Below are 19291 nucleotides of genomic sequence, written 5' to 3' on the forward strand. Positions count from 1 at the left end.
CGGGTTATGGCGTCAGCGAAGCGTCGGTGTAGGACCCGCGATGAGTGGCGTCGTCAGTCGTCTCACGGCCGTGGCCCTTGGCGCCATATTGGGCCTGCAAGCCGCGACCCAGTATGTCGCCTGGTCGTTTCGCTTCGCGTCTCCGCTCGGCGACGGCCTTCCGATCTCGGATGACGCCACGCTCTATCCGCCGTGGTCGGTGCTCCACTGGCGCGCCGAGTTCCTCAGCGAAGGTCCCAGGGTGTTCGCAGGCGCCGGCGGGCTCATGATGCTCGGCGTCGCCCTGGGGCTGGGGGCCTGCATGCTCCTGGAGCCCACGGCGGGACGGCGGCGTGTGCGGGGGTGGGGCGGTCATGACGAGGCGCGCCGGGCGGGCCTCACCGCCCGCACGGGCTGCGTCCTCGGCGAAATGGGCGGTCGCCTGCTCATCACGGCCGACCTGCGCCCCACCCTCGTCACCGGCGGCACGCGAAGCGGCAAGGGGAGGGGGCATGTGGTCCCCAGCCTGCTCTGCTGGACCGAGAGCGCCATGATCCACGATCCGAAGGGCGAGCTGTGGCGGGTCACCGCCGGGTGGCGCGCGACGTTCTCGCACGCGCTCAGCTTCAACCCGCGCGATCCGGCCTCCGTGCGCTGGAATCCCCTGGCCGAGATCCGTCCCGGCGCCGGCGAGCTGGCGCAGGTCCAGCGGCTGGTGGCGATCCTCTCCGACCCCGGGGGCGTGCGGGACGAGGAAGCGATCTGGGACAAGTCCGCGTCCGAGATCCTCGAGGCCTTGATCCTGCACGTCCTCTACGCCGCCGAGGACGAGGCCAAGACGCTGCTGAAGGTGCGCGAGCTGCTGGCCGACCTCGACGACGCGGCCGACGTCATGCTGCGGACGCTGCATCGGGCCAGCCCCGACGGCGAGCCCGAGACCCACCCCTTCATCCGCACCGCCGTCAAAGGCTATGCGGCGATGCACGACCGCTTCCGGACGTCCGTCCAGGGCACGGCGCGCTCCTACCTGAAGTGGTTGGCCGGCGAGGACGTGGAGCGGGCCTTGTCCGTGTCCGACTTCGCGGTCGGCGACCTGATGTGCGCAGACGCGCCGGCGAGCCTCTACGTCCAGGTGGCGCCCGCCGACGCCTCGGCGCTGAAGCCGCTCGTGCGCCTCCTGTTCTACGCCGCGGCGCAGTCGCTGACGGCCCACGAGACCTCCGACGCCGCCGGCCGGGCCAAGCGGCACAAGCTGCTCATGGCCATGGACGAGTTCCCGCTGCTGGGGCGGGTGGCGTTCTTCGAGAAGAGCCTGCGGCTGATGAGCGGCTATGGGCTGAAGACCATGTTCGTGGCCCAGAGCCTCAACGACATCGTCGAGACCTACGGCGCCCACAACACGATCCTCGACAACTGCCATGTGTTCACCGCCTTCGCGGCCCTGGACCCGCTCACCCAGGAGAAGGTCTCACGCCTCACCGGGACGATCGCCGAGACGCGCACGACGCGCAGCCGGCCTTCGGCGTTCGCCCCCGGCCATGGTTCGGTCTCCCGCTCGGAGTTCGAACGGCCCCTCCTGGAGCCCGGGGAGATCCGAGCCCTGCCCGACGACGAGCAGCTCGTGTTCGCCGCCGGCCACCGGCCGCTGCGCTGCCGCAAGGTGCGCTACGACCAGCGCTCACCCTTCCGCGAACGGGCCGCGATCCGCGCGCCGGACGGAGGCGCGCTCGATACGCCGGGTCGTCCCGTCCACCCCTGGGCCGGGGTCCGCGCCCTGGGCGAGGACCGGACCGCGAGCCTCTCCCTGTTCAAGGAGGTCGCCGGCGCGATCGACGAGAAGAAGGCCGCGGCCAAGGCGGCACAGATCTACGGGCGCGTCGCCGAGGAGTTCGCGGCGCAGGAGGCCGTCCTCGACCAGTTGCAGGAGCATCGTCATGGCAAGAGCGGCTGAGCGGCCGACGCCGCGCGTCCAAGTCTACTTCGAGAACCCCAAGACGGAACTCGCCCTGCGGCGGGAAGCCCGCGCCAACAAACAGACCCTGAGCCGGGCCGCGGAGAGCGCCATCGCCCGCGGCCTGCAGCGCCGGCCGGGCGCCGATCCTGACGACCGCCTGCTGGCCCTGGAGCGGGCGCTGCGCGACCACATGCGCTCCAACGCCCGCGACATGACGATCGTCCAGGAACTGCTGGTGGAGTTCGCGCGCGCCTTCTTCACGCGGTTGCCCGACGCCCCGGGAGACCACGATCCCCTCGTGCGGGCGGCGGTGGAGGCGCGCATCGAGACGCTCCTGGACGCCGCCGCCGCGCGGATCGTCGCCGGCCGGCGCCCCGACGGCGAGGCGGCGCTGGAGGCGCGCAGCTTCGCGGCGGCTGCGGAATGAACGCCGAGGCGTTGGCGCTGGCGCGCAAGCGCGAGGCGCTCGACCATGCCCTGGGCCCTGCGATCCTCGAAGCGCTGGCCGAACCCCGCGTGGTCGAGGTCCTGGCCAATCCGGACGGACGCCTGGTGGTCGATCGGCTCGGGTCGGGACGCGCGGACAGCGGCGCGGCCTTGCCCGCGCCGTCGCGCGAGCGGGTGATCCGCCTCGTCGCCGACTATGTGGGGGGAGCCGATCACCCGCGACGATCCCCGTCTCTCCGGCGTGCTGCCGAGCGGCGAGCGCTTCCAGGGCTTCCTGCCCCCGGTCTGCGCGCAGCCGGCGTTCTCCATCCGCAAGCGCCCGGCCGTCATCTGGGGCCTCGACGACTACGTCGCCTCCGGCGTGCTGGAACGCGGCGCGGCGGACACCTTGCGCGCTGCCGTGGAGGACAGGCGGAACATCCTGATCTCGGGGGGCACGGGGTCGGGGAAGACGACCCTGGCGAACGCCATCCTGGCCGAGCCGTCCTTCGCGAACGATCGGGTCTTCCTGATCGAGGACACACCGGAACTGCAATGCGCGGCCTGGGACTTCGTGGCCGTCCTGACACGCCGCCATCCGCGTCCGATCACCGTCGCAGACCTGGTTCGCGACGCCCTGCGGATGCGTCCAGACCGCATCGTCGTGGGCGAGATGCGCGACGGCGCCGCGGCGCTGGAGGCGTTGAAGGCCTGGAACACCGGCCACCCTGGGGGTGTGTCGACGATTCACGCCAACTCCGCGCGGGAATCGCTCCTGCGGCTGGAGGATCTGCTGGGCGAGGTCATGGCGCAGAACCCGGCCCGCGTGATCGCCCAGGCCATCGACCTCATCGTCCACATCGCGCGGCGTCCCACCGGGCGCACCGTCGAACCCATCCTGGTCCTGGACGGGATCGATCCGGACGGGGGGCTATCGATTTCGCACAAGCGCCTAAGGGCAATCCCGGTGGTCGCGACCCCAAGGCGGGTGCGCCCGGTCCGCCGCGCGGATCGGCGGCAGGTTTGGACGCCCGGGCCGGCGCCCTATGGTGACGCCATCCGCCATGTACGATTCCCAACTCATCGAACGAACGTGCGGCCCGGACGCGGCCGCCTACGCCCGGAACAAGCACCGCGGCGGGCGCAACAACGCCAATGGCGCGACGTTCGAGACCTACTACGCCGCGACCCGGCTCACCGAGGCGCTCGCGGACGCGCTGGCGGCCGGCGACGACGGCGCGACGACATCGATCTACGCCCAGCAGCTTTGCTTCATCGACGACCTGATCATCGATCGGCCCGCCGCTCGCCGTCTGAGCCAGCTGAAGAGCGGCGCCGCCAGCTGGACCGGCGGCGATCATCCGCTGGCCGACGATTTTCCGGCTGCAGGCGGCGCTCGACGCGGCGGCGGGGGTGGCGGCCGCCTACGAGCTCGTGGTGGCGCGCGAGGACCTGCGCGACGCGCTCGTCGCCGCGCGACCCGACGACCTCGATGTCGAGGTGGTGCGGTTCGCGTTCGACGCGGAGCTCGACAGCCTGCTGGCCGCCAACCCGTCGCTGGTCGCGGCAATCGACAGTATCTCGATCCAACTCCCCCGGCCGAGCGTGCGGCGCCAGGTCTTCAAGGCCATCCTCGCGGCCTGGGTGAGCTGGACCGGCGATCCGAGTCTGGCGGCCTTCGCCTTGCACGCGGCCGAGGCGCCCGGACCCGTGGTCGCCGTGCTCGGGCCGGAGTATGACCTGCCGGCGGAGGTCGCCGAGCATCTGGCCGCGCTCGGGATGGACATCAAGATTCGGAACAAGCACCTTTACTATCGATTCGGTGGACTCTCCGGCTACTCCGCTTTTCGTGGCGGCTCGCCCGAATCCGCCGCATTCGAGCGCTATGTCGTCGAGCGTCGGCCTGCCGACGTCTACGAGGTGGTCGTCGCCTTGCGAGGGGTTTCATGACGTTGCGGACGTCGTTGATCGACGCGACCCTCCTGAACGCCGCCCGCGAAACCCTGACGGTTGTCCAGAGCAAGTCCACGTCCGTGCGCGACTACCGCGCAGCGATGCAGCAGCTGGGCAGCTATCTGGGCGCGGCCATGGCGCGATCCGAGATCCGCAGGGGCGACGTCGTCTGCCTGGGCATGACGGTGGAGGACGCCGACTTCCTGGGACGCGGCGCGGTGAAGAGCCTCGAGGACGCTGGCGTGAAGGTCTCGGTCGCCTGCTTCTGGAACGAGCGCGGGGACGCCTTCGACCTCGACTGGGCGGACATGGCCCCGGTCGTTCAGCAATACCGCGAGCCCGCGCCGGAACGGATCGATCACCTGGTGATCCTGAAGTCCGTCATCTCCGGCGCGTGCGTGGTTCGCAGCAACCTCGAGTACCTGTTCGACGAGGTCAGCCCCGGCCGCGTCCACGTGGCCGCGCCGGTCATGCTGGAGGGTGCGGACGAGCGTCTCGAGAAAGGGTTCTCGAAGGAGCTCGCCGAGCGGTTCGAGTACTGGACATTCGAGGTCGATACGGTTCGCACCGACGAAGGTGAAATCGTGCCCGGTATCGGCGGCGAAATCTACGAGCGGCTCGGCCTTGGCCCGAAGCAGACCAAGAACGCCTTTGTCCCTGACTTTGTGAAAGAACGGGATTCGCAGGCCGCCTAGGCTTGGCGCGACGAAGCGGGCGATATCCGCTGATCAAGGCGATCACCCGGGCGCTGCGCTACGAGCGGCATGTTGATGTAGTCGTTGTTGCGCCCGAGTTGCTGCTTTTCAACGAACCCCGCCGCCGCCTGGCGCGAGATGCGCGGCCGCCACGATCGACGCCGGCGGCAGCTGCGGGATCTCATGTTCGTTTTTCGCGAACTTTTTAACACGTTCGCGGCGACCTGTTAAAAATAGCGGGCCCGGCATCCCCGTGCGGCCGCCGACAGTCAGAGCGGCGGGCTCAAGCCGTCCAGAAAAATATCCACAAGCCAAGTGAGTGTCCCGGCCACGTTGCAGGGCGGGTTCCGGTCCAACAGGTGTCCTCGGTTGGCGCTTCGGCGTCAGGTCGTGAATTTCCCCTCGCACATGGCAGCTCGGCGACGACGTTACAACAACGTGCGGGCAACGTCCGCATATGTCGTCGATAACTTGCCAGTAAGTCTCAGAGAAGTCGAAACAAAATCAAGACAAAGAGCTGTTGACAACCTCAATTCCGATACGTTCTGATTGCAATCAGAGCGCGATATCGCGCTGAGGATTGCACGAATGCGCAAGGTAGTCTTACGCGGCCTTTCGGCCGCGATGGCCTTCTGCGGCCTTGTCGTCAGCACCCCCGCCCTGGCCGGAGGCGCGGGAATGCCCTGGGAGGGCCCGCTCCAGCAGATCGTGGAGTCGGTCACCGGGCCCGTGGTCCAGGCCGCCGCGGTCTTCGCCGTCGTCATATTCGGGGCCGGCATCGCCATGAGCGAAAGCGGCTCGGGCATGCGCCGCGGCATCGGGATCCTGTTCGGCCTGTCGATCGCGTTTGCGGCCTCGACCTTCTTCCTGGACTTCTTCGGCTTTGCCGGCGGGGCGGAGATCGGGTGATGGACACACACCTGCACCGCGAGGGCTGGGAGCTGCCGATCGCTCAGGGCCTGTGCGAGCCGGTGCTCGTCGCCGGCATGCCGCGCGACTACGCCATCCTGATGGGCACCATCGCCCTCGTGCTGGGCCTCGCCCTGCGGATCTGGTGGCTGGGCCTGCTCTGGTGGACCCTGGCCCACGCGCTCGGCCTCGTCGTGGCCCGGACCGACAAGCGCTTCTTCGACGTGCTGCGCCGCCATCTCGGCCGCGCCGGCCACCTGGACGCGTGAGGCCGCCGTGCGTTTCCTCGAAGAGGCCCGCCGCCGCCCGGCCAGTCTCGCCGACCACCTGCCGTGGGCGGCGCTGGTCGCCCCGGGGATCATCCTCAACAAGGACGGTTCGTTCCTGACCGCCTTGCGGTTCCGCGGCCCCGACCTGGAGTCCTCGACCGAGGACGAGCTGATGTCCGTGCGCGCGCGCCTCAACAACGCCCTGCGGCGGCTGGGCACCGGCTGGTGCCTGCATGTCGACGCCCGCCGCAGACCGGCCCACGCCTATCCCGCCTCCGAGATGCCGGTGACCGCCGCCTGGCTCGTGGACGCCGAGCGGCAGGAAGCCTTCGACCGCGCCGAGCCCGCCTATGAGACCGACTACCACCTCTCGCTGACCTGGCTCCCGCCTGCCGAACAGACCCGGCGGGTCGAGCGGCTGCTGTTCGACGGCCTTGGTCGCGCGGACCGCGACTGGCGCGCCGCGCTCGAAGTCTTTCAGCGCGAAGCCGATGCCGTCCTGGATCTGCTGGGCGACACCCTGCCGGAAGCGGCGCGCCTGGATGACGGAGCCCTGCTGACCTGGCTGCACGCCTGCGCCTCGACGCGCGCCCATCCGGTCTCGCCGGCCGAGGCGCCGGTCTTTCTGGACGTGGCGCTGGCCGACGAGCCGCTCGTGGGGGGCCTCGCGCCGCGCCTCGGCGCGCAAGCGCTGAAGGTGGTGTCCGTCCGCAGCCTCCCGGCCGCGACCCGGCCAGGGCTGCTCGATGCCTTGTCGACCCTGCCGTTCGCCTACCGCTGGACCGCCCGCTGGATCGGCCTCGACAAGGCCGACGCCGAGCGGGAGATCGTCCGGCTGCGCAAACGCTGGTTCGCGAAGCGCAAGGGCGTGGGCGTCCTGCTGCGCGAGGCGATCACCAAGGAGGAGGTCCCGCTCCTCGACACGGACGCCGCCGGCAAGACCGAGGAGTGCGACGGCGCGCTGGCGGCGCTGGGCGCCGACGCCTGCGCGTTCGGCTACCTGACCCTCGCGGTCACGATCCTCGACCCCAACCCGGCGGTGGCGGCGGAGAAGGCGCGCGCCGTCGAGGCGGCCCTCAACGCCCAGGGCCTGGTGGCCCGCACCGAGGCGCTGAACGCCGTCGAGGCCTGGCTCGGGACCTTGCCCGGCGAGGCCTACGCCGACGTGCGCCGCCCCCTCGTCAGCACCCTCAACCTGGCTGACCTCCTGCCGGTCTCGGCCGTCTGGGCCGGGCCTGCCGAGGACGCGTGCCTCGCCGGTCCGCCGCTGGCGGTGGCCCGCACCACGGGCTCGACGCCGTTTCGCCTCGTGCTGCACGTCGGCGACGTCGGCCATGCGATGGTCGTGGGCCCGACAGGCTCGGGCAAGAGCGCCCTTCTGGCTTTCCTGTCCCTGCAATGGCTGCGCTATCCCGGCGCCCGGGTGGTGTTTCTGGACAAGGGGCGCAGCGCCCGCGCCGCGACCCTGGCCGCGGGCGGAACCTGGCGCGCGCTCGAGCCCGGGGCAGGCCTGTCCCTGCAGCCGTTGTCCCGGATCGACGAGGCCGGTGAGCGCGCCTGGGCCGCGGAGTGGATCGCGGACGCCGTGCGGAGCGCCGGCGCCCCGATCACGCCTCGCCTGCGCGAGGAGGTTTGGTCGGCGCTGGGCGCGCTCGCCGAGGCGCCGCCCGAGCAGCGTTCGTTGACCGTTTTCTGCGCGCTTGTGCAGGACCGCGCGGTCGCAGCGGCGCTCGAACCCCTTACGCTGAAGGGCCCCCACGGCGCGCTCCTGGACGGAGCGGCGAGCGACCTGAGCGTCGGCCTCTTCGACACCTTCGAGCTCGAGCAGCTGATGGCGACCCGATCTGTGCTGGGTCCGGTGCTGTCGGCGCTCTTCCACGAGCTGGAGCGCAGCTTTGATGGCCGTCCGACACTGCTGGTCTTGGACGAGGCCTGGCTGTTCCTCGACGACACTGTCTTCGCCGCCAAGATCCGCGAGTGGCTGAAGACCCTGCGCAAGCGGCGCGTCGCCGTGGTCTTCGCCACCCAGTCGCTGGAGGACGTCGCCGCTTCCTCGATCGCCGCCAGCCTGATCGAATCCTGCCCGACCCAGGTGTTCCTGCCGAACCCGCGCGCCCTCGAACCGGCCTCGGCCGAGCTCTACGCCGGTTTCGGCCTGACGCGCCGCCAGCTGGAGCTGATCGCCTTCGCCACGCCCAAGCGCGCCTACTACTGGCGCCAGCCCCAGGGGCGTCGGCTCTTCGACCTCAAGCTCTTCGGGGCCGGCCTCGCGTTCTGCGGCGCGTCGTCGCCCGAGGACCAGGCCCTCATCGACGAGATCCTCGCCCGCGCCGGCCCCGAGGGGTTCGCGCGCGCCTTCCTCGCAGCCAAGGGATTTGCACATGTGGACGCGCTCTTCGACGCGGTCGCGGGCCCACCGCTCGCCGCGGAATAGTTGCCTGGTGGCCCTCGCGCCGCTGGTCCTCGCCCTTGCGGCCTGCTCGGACCCGCAGCCGGCCCAGGCCCAGCAGGTGGTGTTCGATCCGAAGAACCACCTCGAGAACGCTCTGCAGGCGGCGCGCCAGCTCGAGAGCCTGACGAATGAAGCCCGGATGCTGGCCAACCAGGCCCGCGAGCTCGCAGGCTCGCCCTACAGCCACCTCGCGGAGACCTCCTCGGCCCTTCGGGACATCGGGGGAGCTCGCCCGCACCGTGAAGGGCGTCGCTTCCGACCTCGACACGCTGCAGGCCGACTTCGAGAGGATCTACCCGGCCACCGTGAACGGCCTGGATCCCCGCCGCGCCCTGGAGCAGGCGCGGGCCCGCAACAGCCAGGCGCGGGAGACGGCGCAGGATCTCGCCCGCACCGCCGCCGAGCTCGAGCGGCTCAGCCGCGGGCGCGGTGGCCGCCTCGAGGGCGCGATCACCGCCAGCCAGCGCGCCGACGGGCAGACGGCGGCGATCCAGTCCTCCACCCAGGTGCTGGCGGTCCTCGCCGAGGATCTCGGTTCCATGCGCACCCTGCTGATGGCGCAGTCGCGGATGCTGGCGGCGGAGAGCGCAAGGCGCGCCGCAGACCGGGCCGCGGGCGCCGAGGCCCGCCGGCAGTTCTGGGGGCGACAGCCCACAACCATACCAAACCCCGACTTCGACCCTCTGCCTCACTCGCGACGGTAGCGGAGTGAACGACCGTGGCCGCTTCCCCTGAGACCGCCAACGACCTGATGATCGTGTTTTCGAACACGATCTCAGCGGGCTTCGACGCGTTGAATGGGGCCGTCACGGGCGTGTTCGGCCTGATGATCGCCCTCGTGGTAGCGCTGACCGGTATCCATTGGGCGCTGTCATCGAACCGCGAGGTGCTGGCGAGCGGCTTCGGCAAGGTGCTGCTGATCGGCGCCTTCGCCTACCTGATCAACGACTGGCAGGGTCTGTCACAGACCATCTGGGATGGCTTCATCGAGCTCGGCCTCAGCGCCGGCGGCGGCAGTCTCTCCCGCGCCGACTTCCTGAACCCCGGCGCCATCCTCCAGCAGGGCTGGGACATCGTGAAGGCGCTGGGGGAGACCCCCGGCCTTCGGCGAGAACACCCTCGACGTGGTGGGCGCCTTCACAGACGCCCTGATCCTCGGTCTGGCGATGATCGGCATCATGATCGCCTTCGCGGTCCTGGCGCTGCAGATCATCGTCACCCTGCTGGAATTCAAGATCGTCACCCTGGGCGGCTTCGTCCTGCTGCCGTTCGGAATCTGGTCGAAGTCGTCCTTCCTGGCGGAGCGCCCGCTGGGCTTCGTGGTGTCGTCGGGCCTCAAGGTCCTGGCGCTCGCCATCGTCGTCTCGGGCGCGCGTTCGGTCTTCGACCAGCTTCAGCCCTCCGCCAACCCCGACCTCTACGAGGCCCTGGCGATCCTGGCCGCCTCGCTGTTGCTGGCCATGCTGGCGCTCTTCATCCCCAACCTCGCCGCGGCGCTGGTAAGCGGCGGCCCGGCGCTGGGCGCCGGCGCCTTCGCCTCCGGCGCCTTGGCGGTGGGCGGCGCCGCGGTGGGCGCCGTCGCCGGCGCGACCGGCCTCGGCGCCGCGACGGCCAATGTCGCCTCGCGCTTTCGCGCGGCGGCCGGCGCCATGAGCGGCCGGACGCCGCCTGCCGGAAGGGCGCCTCCGGGAGCGTCGCCCGGCGGCACGCCGCCTTCGGCCGGTCCGTCGCCGCGAGATCCTGGCGGCAGCGGCGGCAGCGCTCCGTCTCCCGGCGGCGCTCAGGGCCTCGACGGAGGTACGGTGCGACCGACCGTGCGATCCACCCCCGCATCCCCCGACACCAGCGGTCCGGCGCCGCCCGAAGCGACACCCACGGCGCCGGCCGACCCGGCAACCGATGGCGCGACGCCGCGGTCTTCCGAAACCATCGCCAAGGAGAGTGAAACGGCGCGGCGGGACTTCCACCGCGCCGCCCAGGGCGGGGATCGCGCCGCGCCAGCCCGGCCGCGCGGCGGCCGTGGCGCGGCCCTGCAGGCCTTCTTCGTGGCCAACGCCGGCCGGGCGCTGCTGCCCGGCAACGAGACCTCCGGCGCGATCTCACCGCAGCTCCGCGACGAGGAGACTTAGAGACGATGCATCCGTTCTTCCGGCCCAAGCGCCCCTTGTCCGCCGCCCCCGTCGCCACGCCCTACCAGCGTGCCGGCCAGGTCTGGGACGAGCGCATGGGCCTCAGCCTGGCCCACGCCCGAAACTGGCGGCGGATGGCCTTCGCCAACCTGGCCGTCGCCGCCTTCCTCGGCGCAGGCTGGTGGATGCAGGCCCAGCAGGCCGTGGTCCGGCCCTTCGTGGTGGAGGTCAGCCAGTGGGGCGAGACCCAGCGGATCACCGCCCTCGACGGCCGCTACGAGCCGACTGAGGCCCAGGTGGGCCATGCGCTGGCGGCCTGGATCCGCAATGTGCGCGCCAAGCCCGTGGACCCCGTGGTCATCCGTCAGAACTGGCTCTCGGCCTATGACTTCGCCACGCCGAAGGCGGCGAGCTTCCTGAACGCCTGGGCCCAGACCCATGACCCGTTCGCGGAGATCGGCCGCGAGGCGGTGAATGTCGAGATCCTGAACGTCGTGCGCCGCAGCGCGCGGACCTACGACCTCCAGTGGCGCGAGACCCGCTTCGTCAACGGCCAGCAGGCCGGGCAAGAGCGTTGGCGCGCCCTGATCACCTTCAAGCTGGAGCCGCCGAAGACGGAGGCCGAGCTGCTGAAGAACCCCCTCGGACTTCGCATTGAGGACGTGTCATGGACCCCCGACGCCTCGTAATCCTCGGCGCTGTCGCCCTCGCGCTGGCGGGCTGCCAGCACCTCTCGGTGCTGGTCGGGCCGAAGCCCACCGCCGGTGCGCCGGTCGCCGTCCCGGCGCCCCCACCTGCGATCTCGCTCGCCGCGCCACACGAGCCTCGCGGCGTCACGTCCGGCGAGACTCCGGCTGCGGCCGCTGAGGCCGGCGCGCGTCCGCCCCGCGCTTTCGCCACCATGTCGCCGATCCCCAACCCCGGCCGGGCACGGCGGCTGCCCACGCCCAGGTGGGGCGCCCAGCCGCGCGAACGCGCGACGCCGCCATCGGCGGCGCCGACCGGCCGCGCCGCGATCGCCGCGGCGAACCGCTCCGCCCGCGAGACCTCCCGGGCGCGCGGCTTTCTGGGCGGCGTGCAGGTGTTCGCCTACGATCCCGGCCGGGTCTACGAGGTGTGGACCGCGCCGCTGCGGGTGACGACCCTCACGCTCTCGCGCGGCGAGACGGTGATCTCCAAGGCCGCGGGCGACACGGTCCGCTGGCAGATCGGCGAGACGGTGTCGGGCGAAGGCCCCGAACAGCGGGCCCATGTGATGATCAAGCCGCTGGTGCGCGGGCTCGAGACCAACCTGGTCCTCGCCACCAACCGCCGAATCTACCTGCTGCAGCTGCGCAGCGGCGACGCCGATGCCTTCAACGCGGCGGTCACCTGGGATCTGGGATCGGTGATGGACGCCCCGATGCCCGCCACGGCGACCCCCGCTTCGGCGCCGACCACCCTCGTGGAGCCGCAAGGGCCGCTCGATGCCGGGTTCCGGATCAAGCCCAAGGGCCGCCCGCCGGCCTGGACGCCGTCGGCGGTCGCCACCGATGGCGTGCGCACATTCCTGAGCTTCCCGCCTGGCGTCATGGCCGCCGAGGCGCCGGCCCTCTTCGTCCTCAGCCGCTCGGGAGATCCGCAGCTGGTCAACTACCGCCAGCAGGGCGCCCTCTGGGTGGTCGACCGGGTGCTCTCCGCCGCCGAACTTCGCGTCGGCGGCCGGCGCCCGCAGGTGGTGCGGATCGAGCGCACGGGAGGGGCGTCGTGAGCGAGACCGTGACCGGTGGGCCCGACGCCCCTCTGCCGAAGGCCCATGCCGCGGCTGGACGCCCGTGCGCCCCGTCCCGCGGTCGTGCGACTGCGGCGGGGCGTTGTGGTGGGCGCGGTGATGGCCGGCGCCGGCCTCGTCGCCGGCTCCCTGGCCTGGGCTTTTGTCGTTCAGCCCGACCTGCGGGCGCGGGCCCATGACGCCAAGCTGGAGGGGCGGCCGGCGGAGACCCGTGGCGCGGTGCGCCCGAGCGATCGGGTCACCGACGGGCCGGCCACCTACGCCGAGCTGGACCGCCTCCCCGACCCGCGCGGCCCAGGGAGGCGCGAAGCCGAGGAGGCGCCCCCGGCGGCGGCTGCGAGGCGGCGGACACCACCGCCACCGCGCGCGACGCCCGCAGGCCTGGCCGGTGACGCCCGCGGCTCCGGGCTGTTCTTCGCGGCCAGCGTCGCACGCGCCGCCGCGGTGTCCGGGGAGGCCGCCGATCCGGGCCGGGCCGACCTCGCGGCCGTCTACAACACCCACCCGCTGCTCGCCCCGGTCAGTCCGTATGAGGTCAAGGCCGGGACCGTGGTGGCCGCTGCCCTCCTCACCGCCATCGACACGACCCGCAGCGGCCCGGTCACGGCGAGCGTCACCGAGAACGTCTTCGACACCGTCACGGGCCGCCATCTGCTAATTCCGCAAGGCGCGCGGCTCATCGGCCGCCACGAGGGCGAGAGCCGGCATGGCGACAAGCGCGCCTTCGTGGTTTGGGAGCGCCTGATCCTGCCGAACGGCAAAAGCCTGATCCTGCCGAAGGAGCCGGGTGTCGATGCGGCCGGCGCGATCGGCGTGCGCGGCGCGGTGGATCGCCGGCTGGGCGCCTTGGCGATCGCCACGCTGTTCGCCGGCGCCATCACCACCTTGGGGCAGGCCGCCCGCGACCGTGACGACACCGCGGGCGGCCTCCTCGGCGACGCCGGCGACGCCGCCGCGATCGAGGCTGCGCAGATCGGTGGAAAGCTGATCGACCGGGAGCTCGAGGTGCGGCCCTCCATCACCCTTCGGCCGGGGTCGCGCGTACGGGTCTTCGTGACCCGCGACCTGATCCTCGAACCGTACCAGCCATGACCTTCGCCCCACTCTCCTGCGGCCTCCTGGCTCTATCCGCCGCGGGCTTCGCGGCAGCCTGCCTGCGGGCATCTCCCGTCCTGATCATCAACGAGTCCGCGAGCCTGCCGAAAGGCGTCTACCGGCTGACGCGCGAACCGCCTGCGCTGGGCGCCATCGTCGCCTTCCAGCCGTCGCCCGAGGGCCGCCGCTACCTGGCGCGGCTGGGCGCGGGACCCGACGCACGCCTGCTCAAGCGGGTGGTCGCCACGGAGGGCGATCTGGCCTGCCGGACCCGGGATCGCCTCACCTGGCCCCGCCGCTCGGCGCTCGCCCTGGCGCAGGACCGTGAAGGACGAGCCCTGCCCCAGTGGCAGGGCTGTCACCGGCTCGGCGCCCGGGACGTCCTGGTGCTCGGCGACACCCCGCTGAGCTTCGACAGCCGATACCTGGGGCCGGTTCGGGCGGACGCGCTCCTGGGCGTCTACAGGGAGGTCTGGCGATGGTGAACCTTGGAGCCTTGGGCGCACTGGTCGCCCTGCTGGCGGGCGGGGCCTGCGCGGCCGAGCCGGACTGGCGCCGCGCCGGCGGGGACATCTTCGCCGTCGCTGCGCCTGCGGCGGCTCCCGGTCCCGAAGTGGCCGGCCCACCGCAGCTCGCTCCGGTGGCCCAGCCGCTCCAGACCGCCGTCGAAGACGCGGCGGCGCGGCACCGCCTCGACCCGAAGCTGCTCCATGCGCTTGTGGCTGTGGAAAGCTCATATCGGGCCCGCGCCGTCTCACCCGTTGGCGCGGGCGGCCTGACCCAGCTCATGCCCGCGACCGCCCGGGAGCTCGGGGTCGCAGACCGGTTCGACCCTGTCGCCAACCTCGCCGGCGGCGCCGACTACCTGGCCCGCCAGCTGCTTCGGTTCGGAGACGTGAGGCTCGCCCTGGCGGCCTACAACGCCGGGCCCGAGCGCGTGGCCCGCATGGGGCGGGTCCCGAATTTTCCCGAGACCCAGGCCTATGTCGCCGCTGTGGTCGATTGCTACCTGGCGCTCACCGCGGGACGCGCGATCCGAACCCGCGGCGATTGTCGGAGGGCGAATCCATGATCCCCTCCGAGCCGGAAACGACCGCAACGCGCGAGCACGACGAAGACCTCCTGACACGTGCAGAGGCCTCCGCCTACCTCTCCCGCTTCAACGTCCGCATGAAGCCGGCCACCCTGGCCCGCATCTGGTCGGTCGGGCAGGACGGCCCGCCGTGCCGTCACATAAGGCGCAAGCCGTTCTATCCCCGCGGCGAGCTTCGCGCCTGGGCGCTGCAGCAGCGGACGGGCCTGAGAGCCTCGCGCGCGCCGGGGCCCCCGTCCAGGAAAGCGACCGGTGAACGATGTCGAACTGGAAGGACTTTGTCGATCCTGACGCGCGTGGCGGGCGCTTCCTGCCGTGGAAGGAGGTCGCCCGCGCCACCGGCCTCAGCCGCACCACGGCCTGGCGCCTTCAGAAGCGCCACGAGTTCCCCGCGCCCTACGCCATCTCGCCGGGGCGGGTCGGCTACCGGGAGGACGAGGTCGAGGCCTGGCGTGTGTCGCGCGACCACAGTGCGGCGCGGGCCTCAAGGCCAACTCAGGCTACGGCTCCGGGTGGCGCGGCGATCTCAGAGCCCGCCCTCGCTGCAAGGTCCCGAGATACCGGGCCGTCGGAGGCGGCGTGCCCCAACAGTGGGTCCGCGCCGCCGCATCTCGACCGCAAATCTGACCTGCGCCCGGTACAGTCGGCCGCGGGCCTCGCGCCGCGCAAGCCCGCACTGCGTAGGCGATCGCAGCACGCCCAGGCCATCGCCCAACAAATGCGGTTCGACTTCTGACGCCGGATGACGGCTCGGGCCTGCTGCGGCTCGAGGCCACGCTCGTCGGCGGCTTGAGCGATTGGCAAGGTCCGCACCGTGGCGCCCTGTCGACAATGGCTGGTCGCAAGGATTTTGCGGCTTGGGTTGGTGGCCGTCGGGAAGCCGACCCGGAGGGGCCTCGCCGGGGCGGACTACTCCTGCCAGAGCAGCGAGCGCGTCACGCCCTTTCGCCTCATCCCACGGTCGACGGCGCCCAGCAGGTCGTCGAGCACCTCGTGACGCTCGGTTCTGAACCTCGGACGGAGAGGCGTCTGGGCGAAGATGCACGGCAACGCTTTAGCCGTCGTTGACTTGCGTCTGCCGGTCCAGGTCCTCAAGAAATCCGACCGCAGCGCTGAGAAAGGCGTCGTTGCGATCGCCCGCCACCATGTGCGAGGCGCCGGCGACATCGGTGAACCTTGCGTCGGGCAGCTGCGCGACGAAGGCCTCCGCCGCCTCTCGAGAAACCAGTTCGCTCAGCCGGCCCCTGATGAGATGCACCGGAAGCGTCAACGCCGGCAATCGGGCTTGGAACGCGTCGGCATCCCGCAAGGATCGACCGCGATGGACGCCGGAGACAAAGCCGGGATCCCAGTGCCAGCGCAGCCGACCATCGTCGCCCTGCCGCAGGTTCTTGGCCAGTCCAGAGTGATCCGCTGGCCGCGGACGGTGAGGCAGGTAGGCCGCAATGACCTCGGCGGCTTCTTCAAGGCTGCCAAATCCTTGGGCGACATGGGCGCTCATGAACTCCATGACCTTGGCGGCCCCGTTCGGGTCCATGCTCGGAACGATGTCGACCAGGGTGATCGAGCTGAAGCCGCCGGGCGCGATCTCGGCCTCCGCGTACAGTCCAGCGAGCCCGCCGAGCGACGCGCCGATCAGCGCCGGACGGCCACCCATCGCGCGCGCGACCTCCGCGAGATCTCCCGCGAACCGCTCAATCCCATAGTCGCCCGTCGGTGACCAGCCGCTGTCGCCATGGCCGCGGAGGTCGAGGGTGACCACTTCCCAGCCCCGATCCGCAAGCGCCGCCGCGGTCTTCGCCCAGGCATGCCGAGTCTGGCCGCCGCCGTGCGCCATGAGGACGGAGCCGCGCCTCGGCTGACCATACCGGTCTGCGGCGAGGTCCAGACCGTCGCTGCTTCTGAAGACAGCTGGGCTCGGTTCATTCATAGGTGGTTCTCACGTTTGCGCATGCCCCGACAGCTTCGCGGGTCGACAAGGTGCGCGAGCAGCCCCTAGCCAACAAGAGCGCCATATCCCGCTTTGCGTCCTGCAGCTAGCTAGCGTAGCATGAACGTGCCATCAGAAAACACATATGTGTCGGAGCATGCATGGGCGAGGTCGTCAATTTCGAGCGGCGCAGACACGTGGCGATCGTCACGCTCAATCGCCCCGAGGCGCGCAACGCCATCTCCCCGGAGATGCTCGTCCGCTTGGCCGAGGCCTGGACCCGGGTGCGAGACGACCAGGAGATCCGCGTCGCCGTCGTGACCGGCGCCGGCGACAAGGCGTTCTGCTCAGGGGCCGACCTGGGAAGGTTCATCCCGCTGATGAGCCGCGCGCGCCCGCCCGAAGACGAGTGGGACCGACGTGTCCTGGCGGACCGGGACATGCTCGGCACAGGGCTTCTGCGGACCTTCGATGTGGTCAAGCCGGTGATCGCGGCGATCAACGGCCATGCGATCGCGGGCGGCATGGAACTCGCCCAAGGCACGGACCTTCGTGTCGCGTCCGACACGGCCAAACTCGGCGTGCAGGAGGTCAAATGGGCCATTTTTCCCGGGGGCGGCTCGACCGTGCGGTTACCACGCCAGGTGCCCTATGCGCGCGCCATGGAGTTGTTGCTGACCGGCGACCTGATCACCGCCGCGGAGGCGCTTGAGTGGGGCTTCCTTAACCGGGTTGTGCCGCAGGGCGAAGTCCTGCCCGCCGCGCTCGAACTGGCCGAGCGCATCGCGGCGAACGGCCCGATCGCTGTGCAGGCGATCCGCCGGTCCGCCCGAGCCTGTCTGGGGCGCCCAGAAGCCGACGCCATGCAGATCGAGTCCGAAATGGCGGCGCCCGTCTTTCGCACCGAGGATGCGCGGGAGGGTCCGCTCGCCTTCATGCAGAAGCGTAGACCTGTCTTCAACGGCCGTTGATCCTCCACCCCGGCCATCGCCCGTTCGCAAAAGGACCCCCAAAACATGGCGTTGCACAGCCGCATCTGCGAAGTCTTCGGCATCAAGTATCCGATCGTCCTGGCCGGCATGGGCGGCGCCAGCGTGCCCCGTCTGGCGGCGGCCGTCTCGAACGCCGGGGGCCTGGGCGTCCTCGGGGCCGCGGCTTGCGCGCCGGAGGAGCTGCGCGCCTGGATCCGCGAGGTGAGATCCCTCACCGATAAGCCCTTCGGCGTCGACACCTTGCTGCCGGCCTCGGTGCGCCGCGACGTCGCAGATGCGGCGGCGGTCTCCGGCGACCGCGCCAAGCCGTCCTCGATGGAGTTGATCGGCGACCACCGCGCCTTCGCGGCGGACTTCATGCGCGCGGAAGGCCTTGAGCAGGTGGCGCGCGCGCGCGAACCCGCGAACGGCGAGGCGCACGGCGGCCCCGCGTTTTTCTCGAAGGAGTTCTTCGAGGCGCAAATGGAGGTGGTGGTCGAGGAGAAGGTCCCGGTCTATGCGGCCGGGTTGGGAAATCCCGGCCCCTGGATGGATCGGCTGAAGGCCAACGGCACCAAGGTGATGGCGGTGATCGGCTCAGTAAAACACGCGCTTCAGGTCGCTGCCTCCGGCATCGATGTCGTCGTCGCCCAGGGCCATGACGGAGGCGGGCACAATTCGCCAATCGGAACCATGGCGCTGATCCCCCAGGTCGTCGACGCCATGGCCGGCCGGATGCGGGTGCTCGGGGCCGGCGGGATCACCGATGGCCGTGGCGTGGCCGCCGCCATGATGCTGGGCGCCGAGGGCGCCTGGGTCGGCACCGCGTTCCTGGCCACCGAAGAGGCCGGGATCCAGCAGTTCCAGAAGGAAGTCCTGGTGGAGTACGGCGACGGAGACACGGTGGTGTCGAAGTCGGTCACCGGCAAGCCGGCGCGGATCATCCGCAACAAATGGGCGCAGGCTTGGGTCGATGCCGACAAGCAACCCCTGCCGATGCCATTCCAGTCGATGATCGCAGGACCCGTGCTGGCCGCCGCGACCCGCGACCAGCGCAAGGACATCGCCCCGGGATTCGCCGGCCAGGGCATCGGTTTGATCAAGGCGATCCGCCCGGCGCGAGAGGTCCTGGAGGATCTCGTCAGCGGGGCGGAGCAGGCTCTGTCCCGAGCCGACCGTTTCCGCTGAAGCTGAAAGGAACATCGATGGTCCCGCGCAGAATGCCTGAATTCCACGCCGAGATGGTCGAGGGCTTCATGGCCTCGAGCAATCGGATGACCGGTCTGCCGGAGTTCCTCGGCCTGAAGATCACGGGCATGGAGCCGGGCCGATTGACTGCGGAGATGGCCGTTGACCCCAAGCTGCTCACCGGCTTCGGCAACATGCACGGGGGCGTCCTGTCGGCGGCCTGCGACCATGTGTTGGGATGCGTCTGCTATCCACACATGGAGAAGGGCCAATGGGCGGCCACCACGGAATTCAAGATCAATCTTCTGGCCCCGGTCAGTCGCGGGACGGTCACGGCGCACGCGGAGATCATCTCGATGACCAAGCAGACCGCGGTCGTCCGGATCGAGATGGAGAATGAGGGTCGGCTCTGCTGTTCGGCGCAAGGCACTGTCCTGATCCAGAACCCCCGGCCCGCCTGACACCGCCCGGCGTCGG

General features: G+C 70.9%; 19 protein-coding genes and 2 pseudogenes. 20 read left to right on the forward strand and 1 reads right to left on the reverse strand.

Annotation, left to right across the window (positions count from 1 at the left end; genetic code table 11):
• Positions 1 to 40 precede the first annotated feature (40 nt).
• From LRS10_RS05495 to LRS10_RS05575, 17 genes and pseudogenes are all read left to right on the forward strand, one after another.
• On the forward strand, positions 41 to 1930 hold the full coding sequence (locus LRS10_RS05495; RefSeq protein ID WP_257836368.1) for a type IV secretory system conjugative DNA transfer family protein: 1890 nt from the start codon (positions 41 to 43) through the stop codon (positions 1928 to 1930).
• A complete protein-coding gene (locus LRS10_RS05500) occupies positions 1914 to 2360 on the forward strand; it encodes a hypothetical protein (RefSeq protein ID WP_257836369.1) in 447 nt (148 codons plus the stop codon). The genes LRS10_RS05495 and LRS10_RS05500 overlap by 17 nt, the downstream gene beginning before the upstream one ends.
• Before the next feature lie 216 nt (positions 2361 to 2576).
• Positions 2577 to 3149 (forward strand): annotated as a pseudogene (locus tag LRS10_RS05505) (ATPase, T2SS/T4P/T4SS family); the annotation flags it as partial.
• Between the two features lie 623 nt (positions 3150 to 3772).
• On the forward strand, positions 3773 to 4309 hold the full coding sequence (locus LRS10_RS05510) for a hypothetical protein (RefSeq protein WP_257839245.1): 537 nt from the start codon (positions 3773 to 3775) through the stop codon (positions 4307 to 4309).
• Positions 4306 to 5007 carry a hypothetical protein gene (locus LRS10_RS05515; RefSeq protein ID WP_257836370.1) on the forward strand — a complete coding sequence of 234 codons (702 nt, stop codon included), beginning with the start codon at positions 4306 to 4308 and terminating at the stop codon, positions 5005 to 5007. Before LRS10_RS05510 ends, LRS10_RS05515 begins: the two co-directional genes overlap by 4 nt.
• A gap of 588 nt (positions 5008 to 5595) precedes the next feature.
• Entirely contained in the window at positions 5596 to 5916 is a 321-nt protein-coding gene (locus tag LRS10_RS05520) for a TrbC/VirB2 family protein (protein WP_257836371.1), read from the forward strand.
• Positions 5916 to 6185 (forward strand): VirB3 family type IV secretion system protein, encoded by a 270-nt coding sequence (locus tag LRS10_RS05525; RefSeq protein ID WP_257836372.1) that lies wholly within the window; start codon positions 5916 to 5918, stop codon positions 6183 to 6185. The genes LRS10_RS05520 and LRS10_RS05525 overlap by 1 nt, the downstream gene beginning before the upstream one ends.
• 7 nt (positions 6186 to 6192) lie before the next feature.
• Complete coding sequence (gene trbE / locus LRS10_RS05530) at positions 6193 to 8619, forward strand: conjugal transfer protein TrbE (RefSeq protein WP_257836373.1); 2427 nt, start codon at positions 6193 to 6195, stop codon at positions 8617 to 8619.
• A 257-nt stretch (positions 8620 to 8876) separates the two neighbouring features.
• A complete protein-coding gene (locus LRS10_RS05535; RefSeq protein WP_257836374.1) occupies positions 8877 to 9341 on the forward strand; it encodes a conjugal transfer protein TrbJ in 465 nt (154 codons plus the stop codon).
• Between the two features lie 122 nt (positions 9342 to 9463).
• A pseudogene (locus LRS10_RS05540) lies at positions 9464 to 9670 on the forward strand (type IV secretion system protein); the annotation flags it as partial.
• A gap of 91 nt (positions 9671 to 9761) precedes the next feature.
• Positions 9762 to 10766 (forward strand): type IV secretion system protein, encoded by a 1005-nt coding sequence (locus LRS10_RS05545; protein ID WP_257836375.1) that lies wholly within the window; start codon positions 9762 to 9764, stop codon positions 10764 to 10766.
• A gap of 5 nt (positions 10767 to 10771) precedes the next feature.
• Positions 10772 to 11455 carry a conjugal transfer protein TrbF gene (trbF, locus tag LRS10_RS05550; protein WP_257836376.1) on the forward strand — a complete coding sequence of 228 codons (684 nt, stop codon included), beginning with the start codon at positions 10772 to 10774 and terminating at the stop codon, positions 11453 to 11455.
• Positions 11434 to 12516 carry a TrbG/VirB9 family P-type conjugative transfer protein gene (locus tag LRS10_RS05555; protein WP_257836377.1) on the forward strand — a complete coding sequence of 361 codons (1083 nt, stop codon included), beginning with the start codon at positions 11434 to 11436 and terminating at the stop codon, positions 12514 to 12516. The genes trbF and LRS10_RS05555 overlap by 22 nt, the downstream gene beginning before the upstream one ends.
• A 45-nt stretch (positions 12517 to 12561) precedes the next feature.
• Positions 12562 to 13629 (forward strand): TrbI/VirB10 family protein, encoded by a 1068-nt coding sequence (locus tag LRS10_RS05560; protein WP_257836378.1) that lies wholly within the window; start codon positions 12562 to 12564, stop codon positions 13627 to 13629.
• A complete protein-coding gene (locus LRS10_RS05565) occupies positions 13626 to 14117 on the forward strand; it encodes a S26 family signal peptidase (RefSeq protein ID WP_257836379.1) in 492 nt (163 codons plus the stop codon). The genes LRS10_RS05560 and LRS10_RS05565 overlap by 4 nt, the downstream gene beginning before the upstream one ends.
• On the forward strand, positions 14111 to 14704 hold the full coding sequence (locus tag LRS10_RS05570) for a lytic transglycosylase domain-containing protein (RefSeq protein WP_257836380.1): 594 nt from the start codon (positions 14111 to 14113) through the stop codon (positions 14702 to 14704). Before LRS10_RS05565 ends, LRS10_RS05570 begins: the two co-directional genes overlap by 7 nt.
• Before the next feature lie 280 nt (positions 14705 to 14984).
• Positions 14985 to 15461, forward strand: coding sequence for an AlpA family transcriptional regulator (locus LRS10_RS05575; RefSeq protein WP_257836381.1), 477 nt, complete (start codon positions 14985 to 14987; stop codon positions 15459 to 15461).
• Between the two features lie 318 nt (positions 15462 to 15779).
• Here the strand turns inward: LRS10_RS05575 and LRS10_RS05580 are convergent, their stop codons facing one another.
• Complete coding sequence (locus LRS10_RS05580) at positions 15780 to 16655, reverse strand: alpha/beta fold hydrolase (RefSeq protein WP_257836382.1); 876 nt, start codon at positions 16653 to 16655, stop codon at positions 15780 to 15782.
• 161 nt (positions 16656 to 16816) lie between these two features.
• Here LRS10_RS05580 and LRS10_RS05585 point away from each other — a divergent pair, with 161 nt between their 5' ends.
• Genes LRS10_RS05585 through LRS10_RS05595 form a run of 3 tightly spaced genes read left to right on the forward strand, consistent with a single transcriptional unit; the run spans position 16817 to position 19275 of the window.
• On the forward strand, positions 16817 to 17626 hold the full coding sequence (locus LRS10_RS05585; protein ID WP_257836383.1) for an enoyl-CoA hydratase-related protein: 810 nt from the start codon (positions 16817 to 16819) through the stop codon (positions 17624 to 17626).
• Positions 17627 to 17671: 45 nt separating this feature from the next.
• Positions 17672 to 18814, forward strand: a complete 1143-nt coding sequence (locus tag LRS10_RS05590; RefSeq protein ID WP_257836384.1) for a nitronate monooxygenase family protein — start codon at positions 17672 to 17674, stop codon at positions 18812 to 18814.
• Positions 18815 to 18831: 17 nt separating this feature from the next.
• Positions 18832 to 19275, forward strand: a complete 444-nt coding sequence (locus LRS10_RS05595) for a PaaI family thioesterase (protein WP_257836385.1) — start codon at positions 18832 to 18834, stop codon at positions 19273 to 19275.
• Positions 19276 to 19291: the final 16 nt, after the last annotated feature.

Origin of the sequence: Phenylobacterium sp. J426, assembly GCF_024699945.1 — a bacterium.
GTDB lineage: Bacteria > Pseudomonadota > Alphaproteobacteria > Caulobacterales > Caulobacteraceae > Phenylobacterium.

Bases quoted from the DNA above. Each gene is read 5' to 3' on its own strand.
- LRS10_RS05495 (WP_257836368.1), top strand. From the start codon at position 41: ATGAGTGGCGTCGTCAGTCGTCTCACGGCCGTGGCCCTTGGCGCCATA.
- LRS10_RS05500 (WP_257836369.1), top strand. From the start codon at position 1,914: ATGGCAAGAGCGGCTGAGCGGCCGACGCCGCGCGTCCAAGTCTACTTC.
- LRS10_RS05515 (WP_257836370.1), top strand. From the start codon at position 4,306: ATGACGTTGCGGACGTCGTTGATCGACGCGACCCTCCTGAACGCCGCC.
- LRS10_RS05520 (WP_257836371.1), top strand. From the start codon at position 5,596: ATGCGCAAGGTAGTCTTACGCGGCCTTTCGGCCGCGATGGCCTTCTGC.
- LRS10_RS05525 (WP_257836372.1), top strand. From the start codon at position 5,916: ATGGACACACACCTGCACCGCGAGGGCTGGGAGCTGCCGATCGCTCAG.
- trbF (WP_257836376.1), top strand. From the start codon at position 10,772: ATGCATCCGTTCTTCCGGCCCAAGCGCCCCTTGTCCGCCGCCCCCGTC.
- LRS10_RS05555 (WP_257836377.1), top strand. From the start codon at position 11,434: ATGGACCCCCGACGCCTCGTAATCCTCGGCGCTGTCGCCCTCGCGCTG.
- LRS10_RS05560 (WP_257836378.1), top strand. From the start codon at position 12,562: ATGCCGCGGCTGGACGCCCGTGCGCCCCGTCCCGCGGTCGTGCGACTG.
- LRS10_RS05565 (WP_257836379.1), top strand. From the start codon at position 13,626: ATGACCTTCGCCCCACTCTCCTGCGGCCTCCTGGCTCTATCCGCCGCG.
- LRS10_RS05570 (WP_257836380.1), top strand. From the start codon at position 14,111: ATGGTGAACCTTGGAGCCTTGGGCGCACTGGTCGCCCTGCTGGCGGGC.
- LRS10_RS05575 (WP_257836381.1), top strand. From the start codon at position 14,985: ATGTCGAACTGGAAGGACTTTGTCGATCCTGACGCGCGTGGCGGGCGC.
- LRS10_RS05580 (WP_257836382.1), bottom strand. From the start codon at position 16,655: ATGAATGAACCGAGCCCAGCTGTCTTCAGAAGCAGCGACGGTCTGGAC.
- LRS10_RS05585 (WP_257836383.1), top strand. From the start codon at position 16,817: ATGGGCGAGGTCGTCAATTTCGAGCGGCGCAGACACGTGGCGATCGTC.
- LRS10_RS05590 (WP_257836384.1), top strand. From the start codon at position 17,672: ATGGCGTTGCACAGCCGCATCTGCGAAGTCTTCGGCATCAAGTATCCG.
- LRS10_RS05595 (WP_257836385.1), top strand. From the start codon at position 18,832: ATGGTCCCGCGCAGAATGCCTGAATTCCACGCCGAGATGGTCGAGGGC.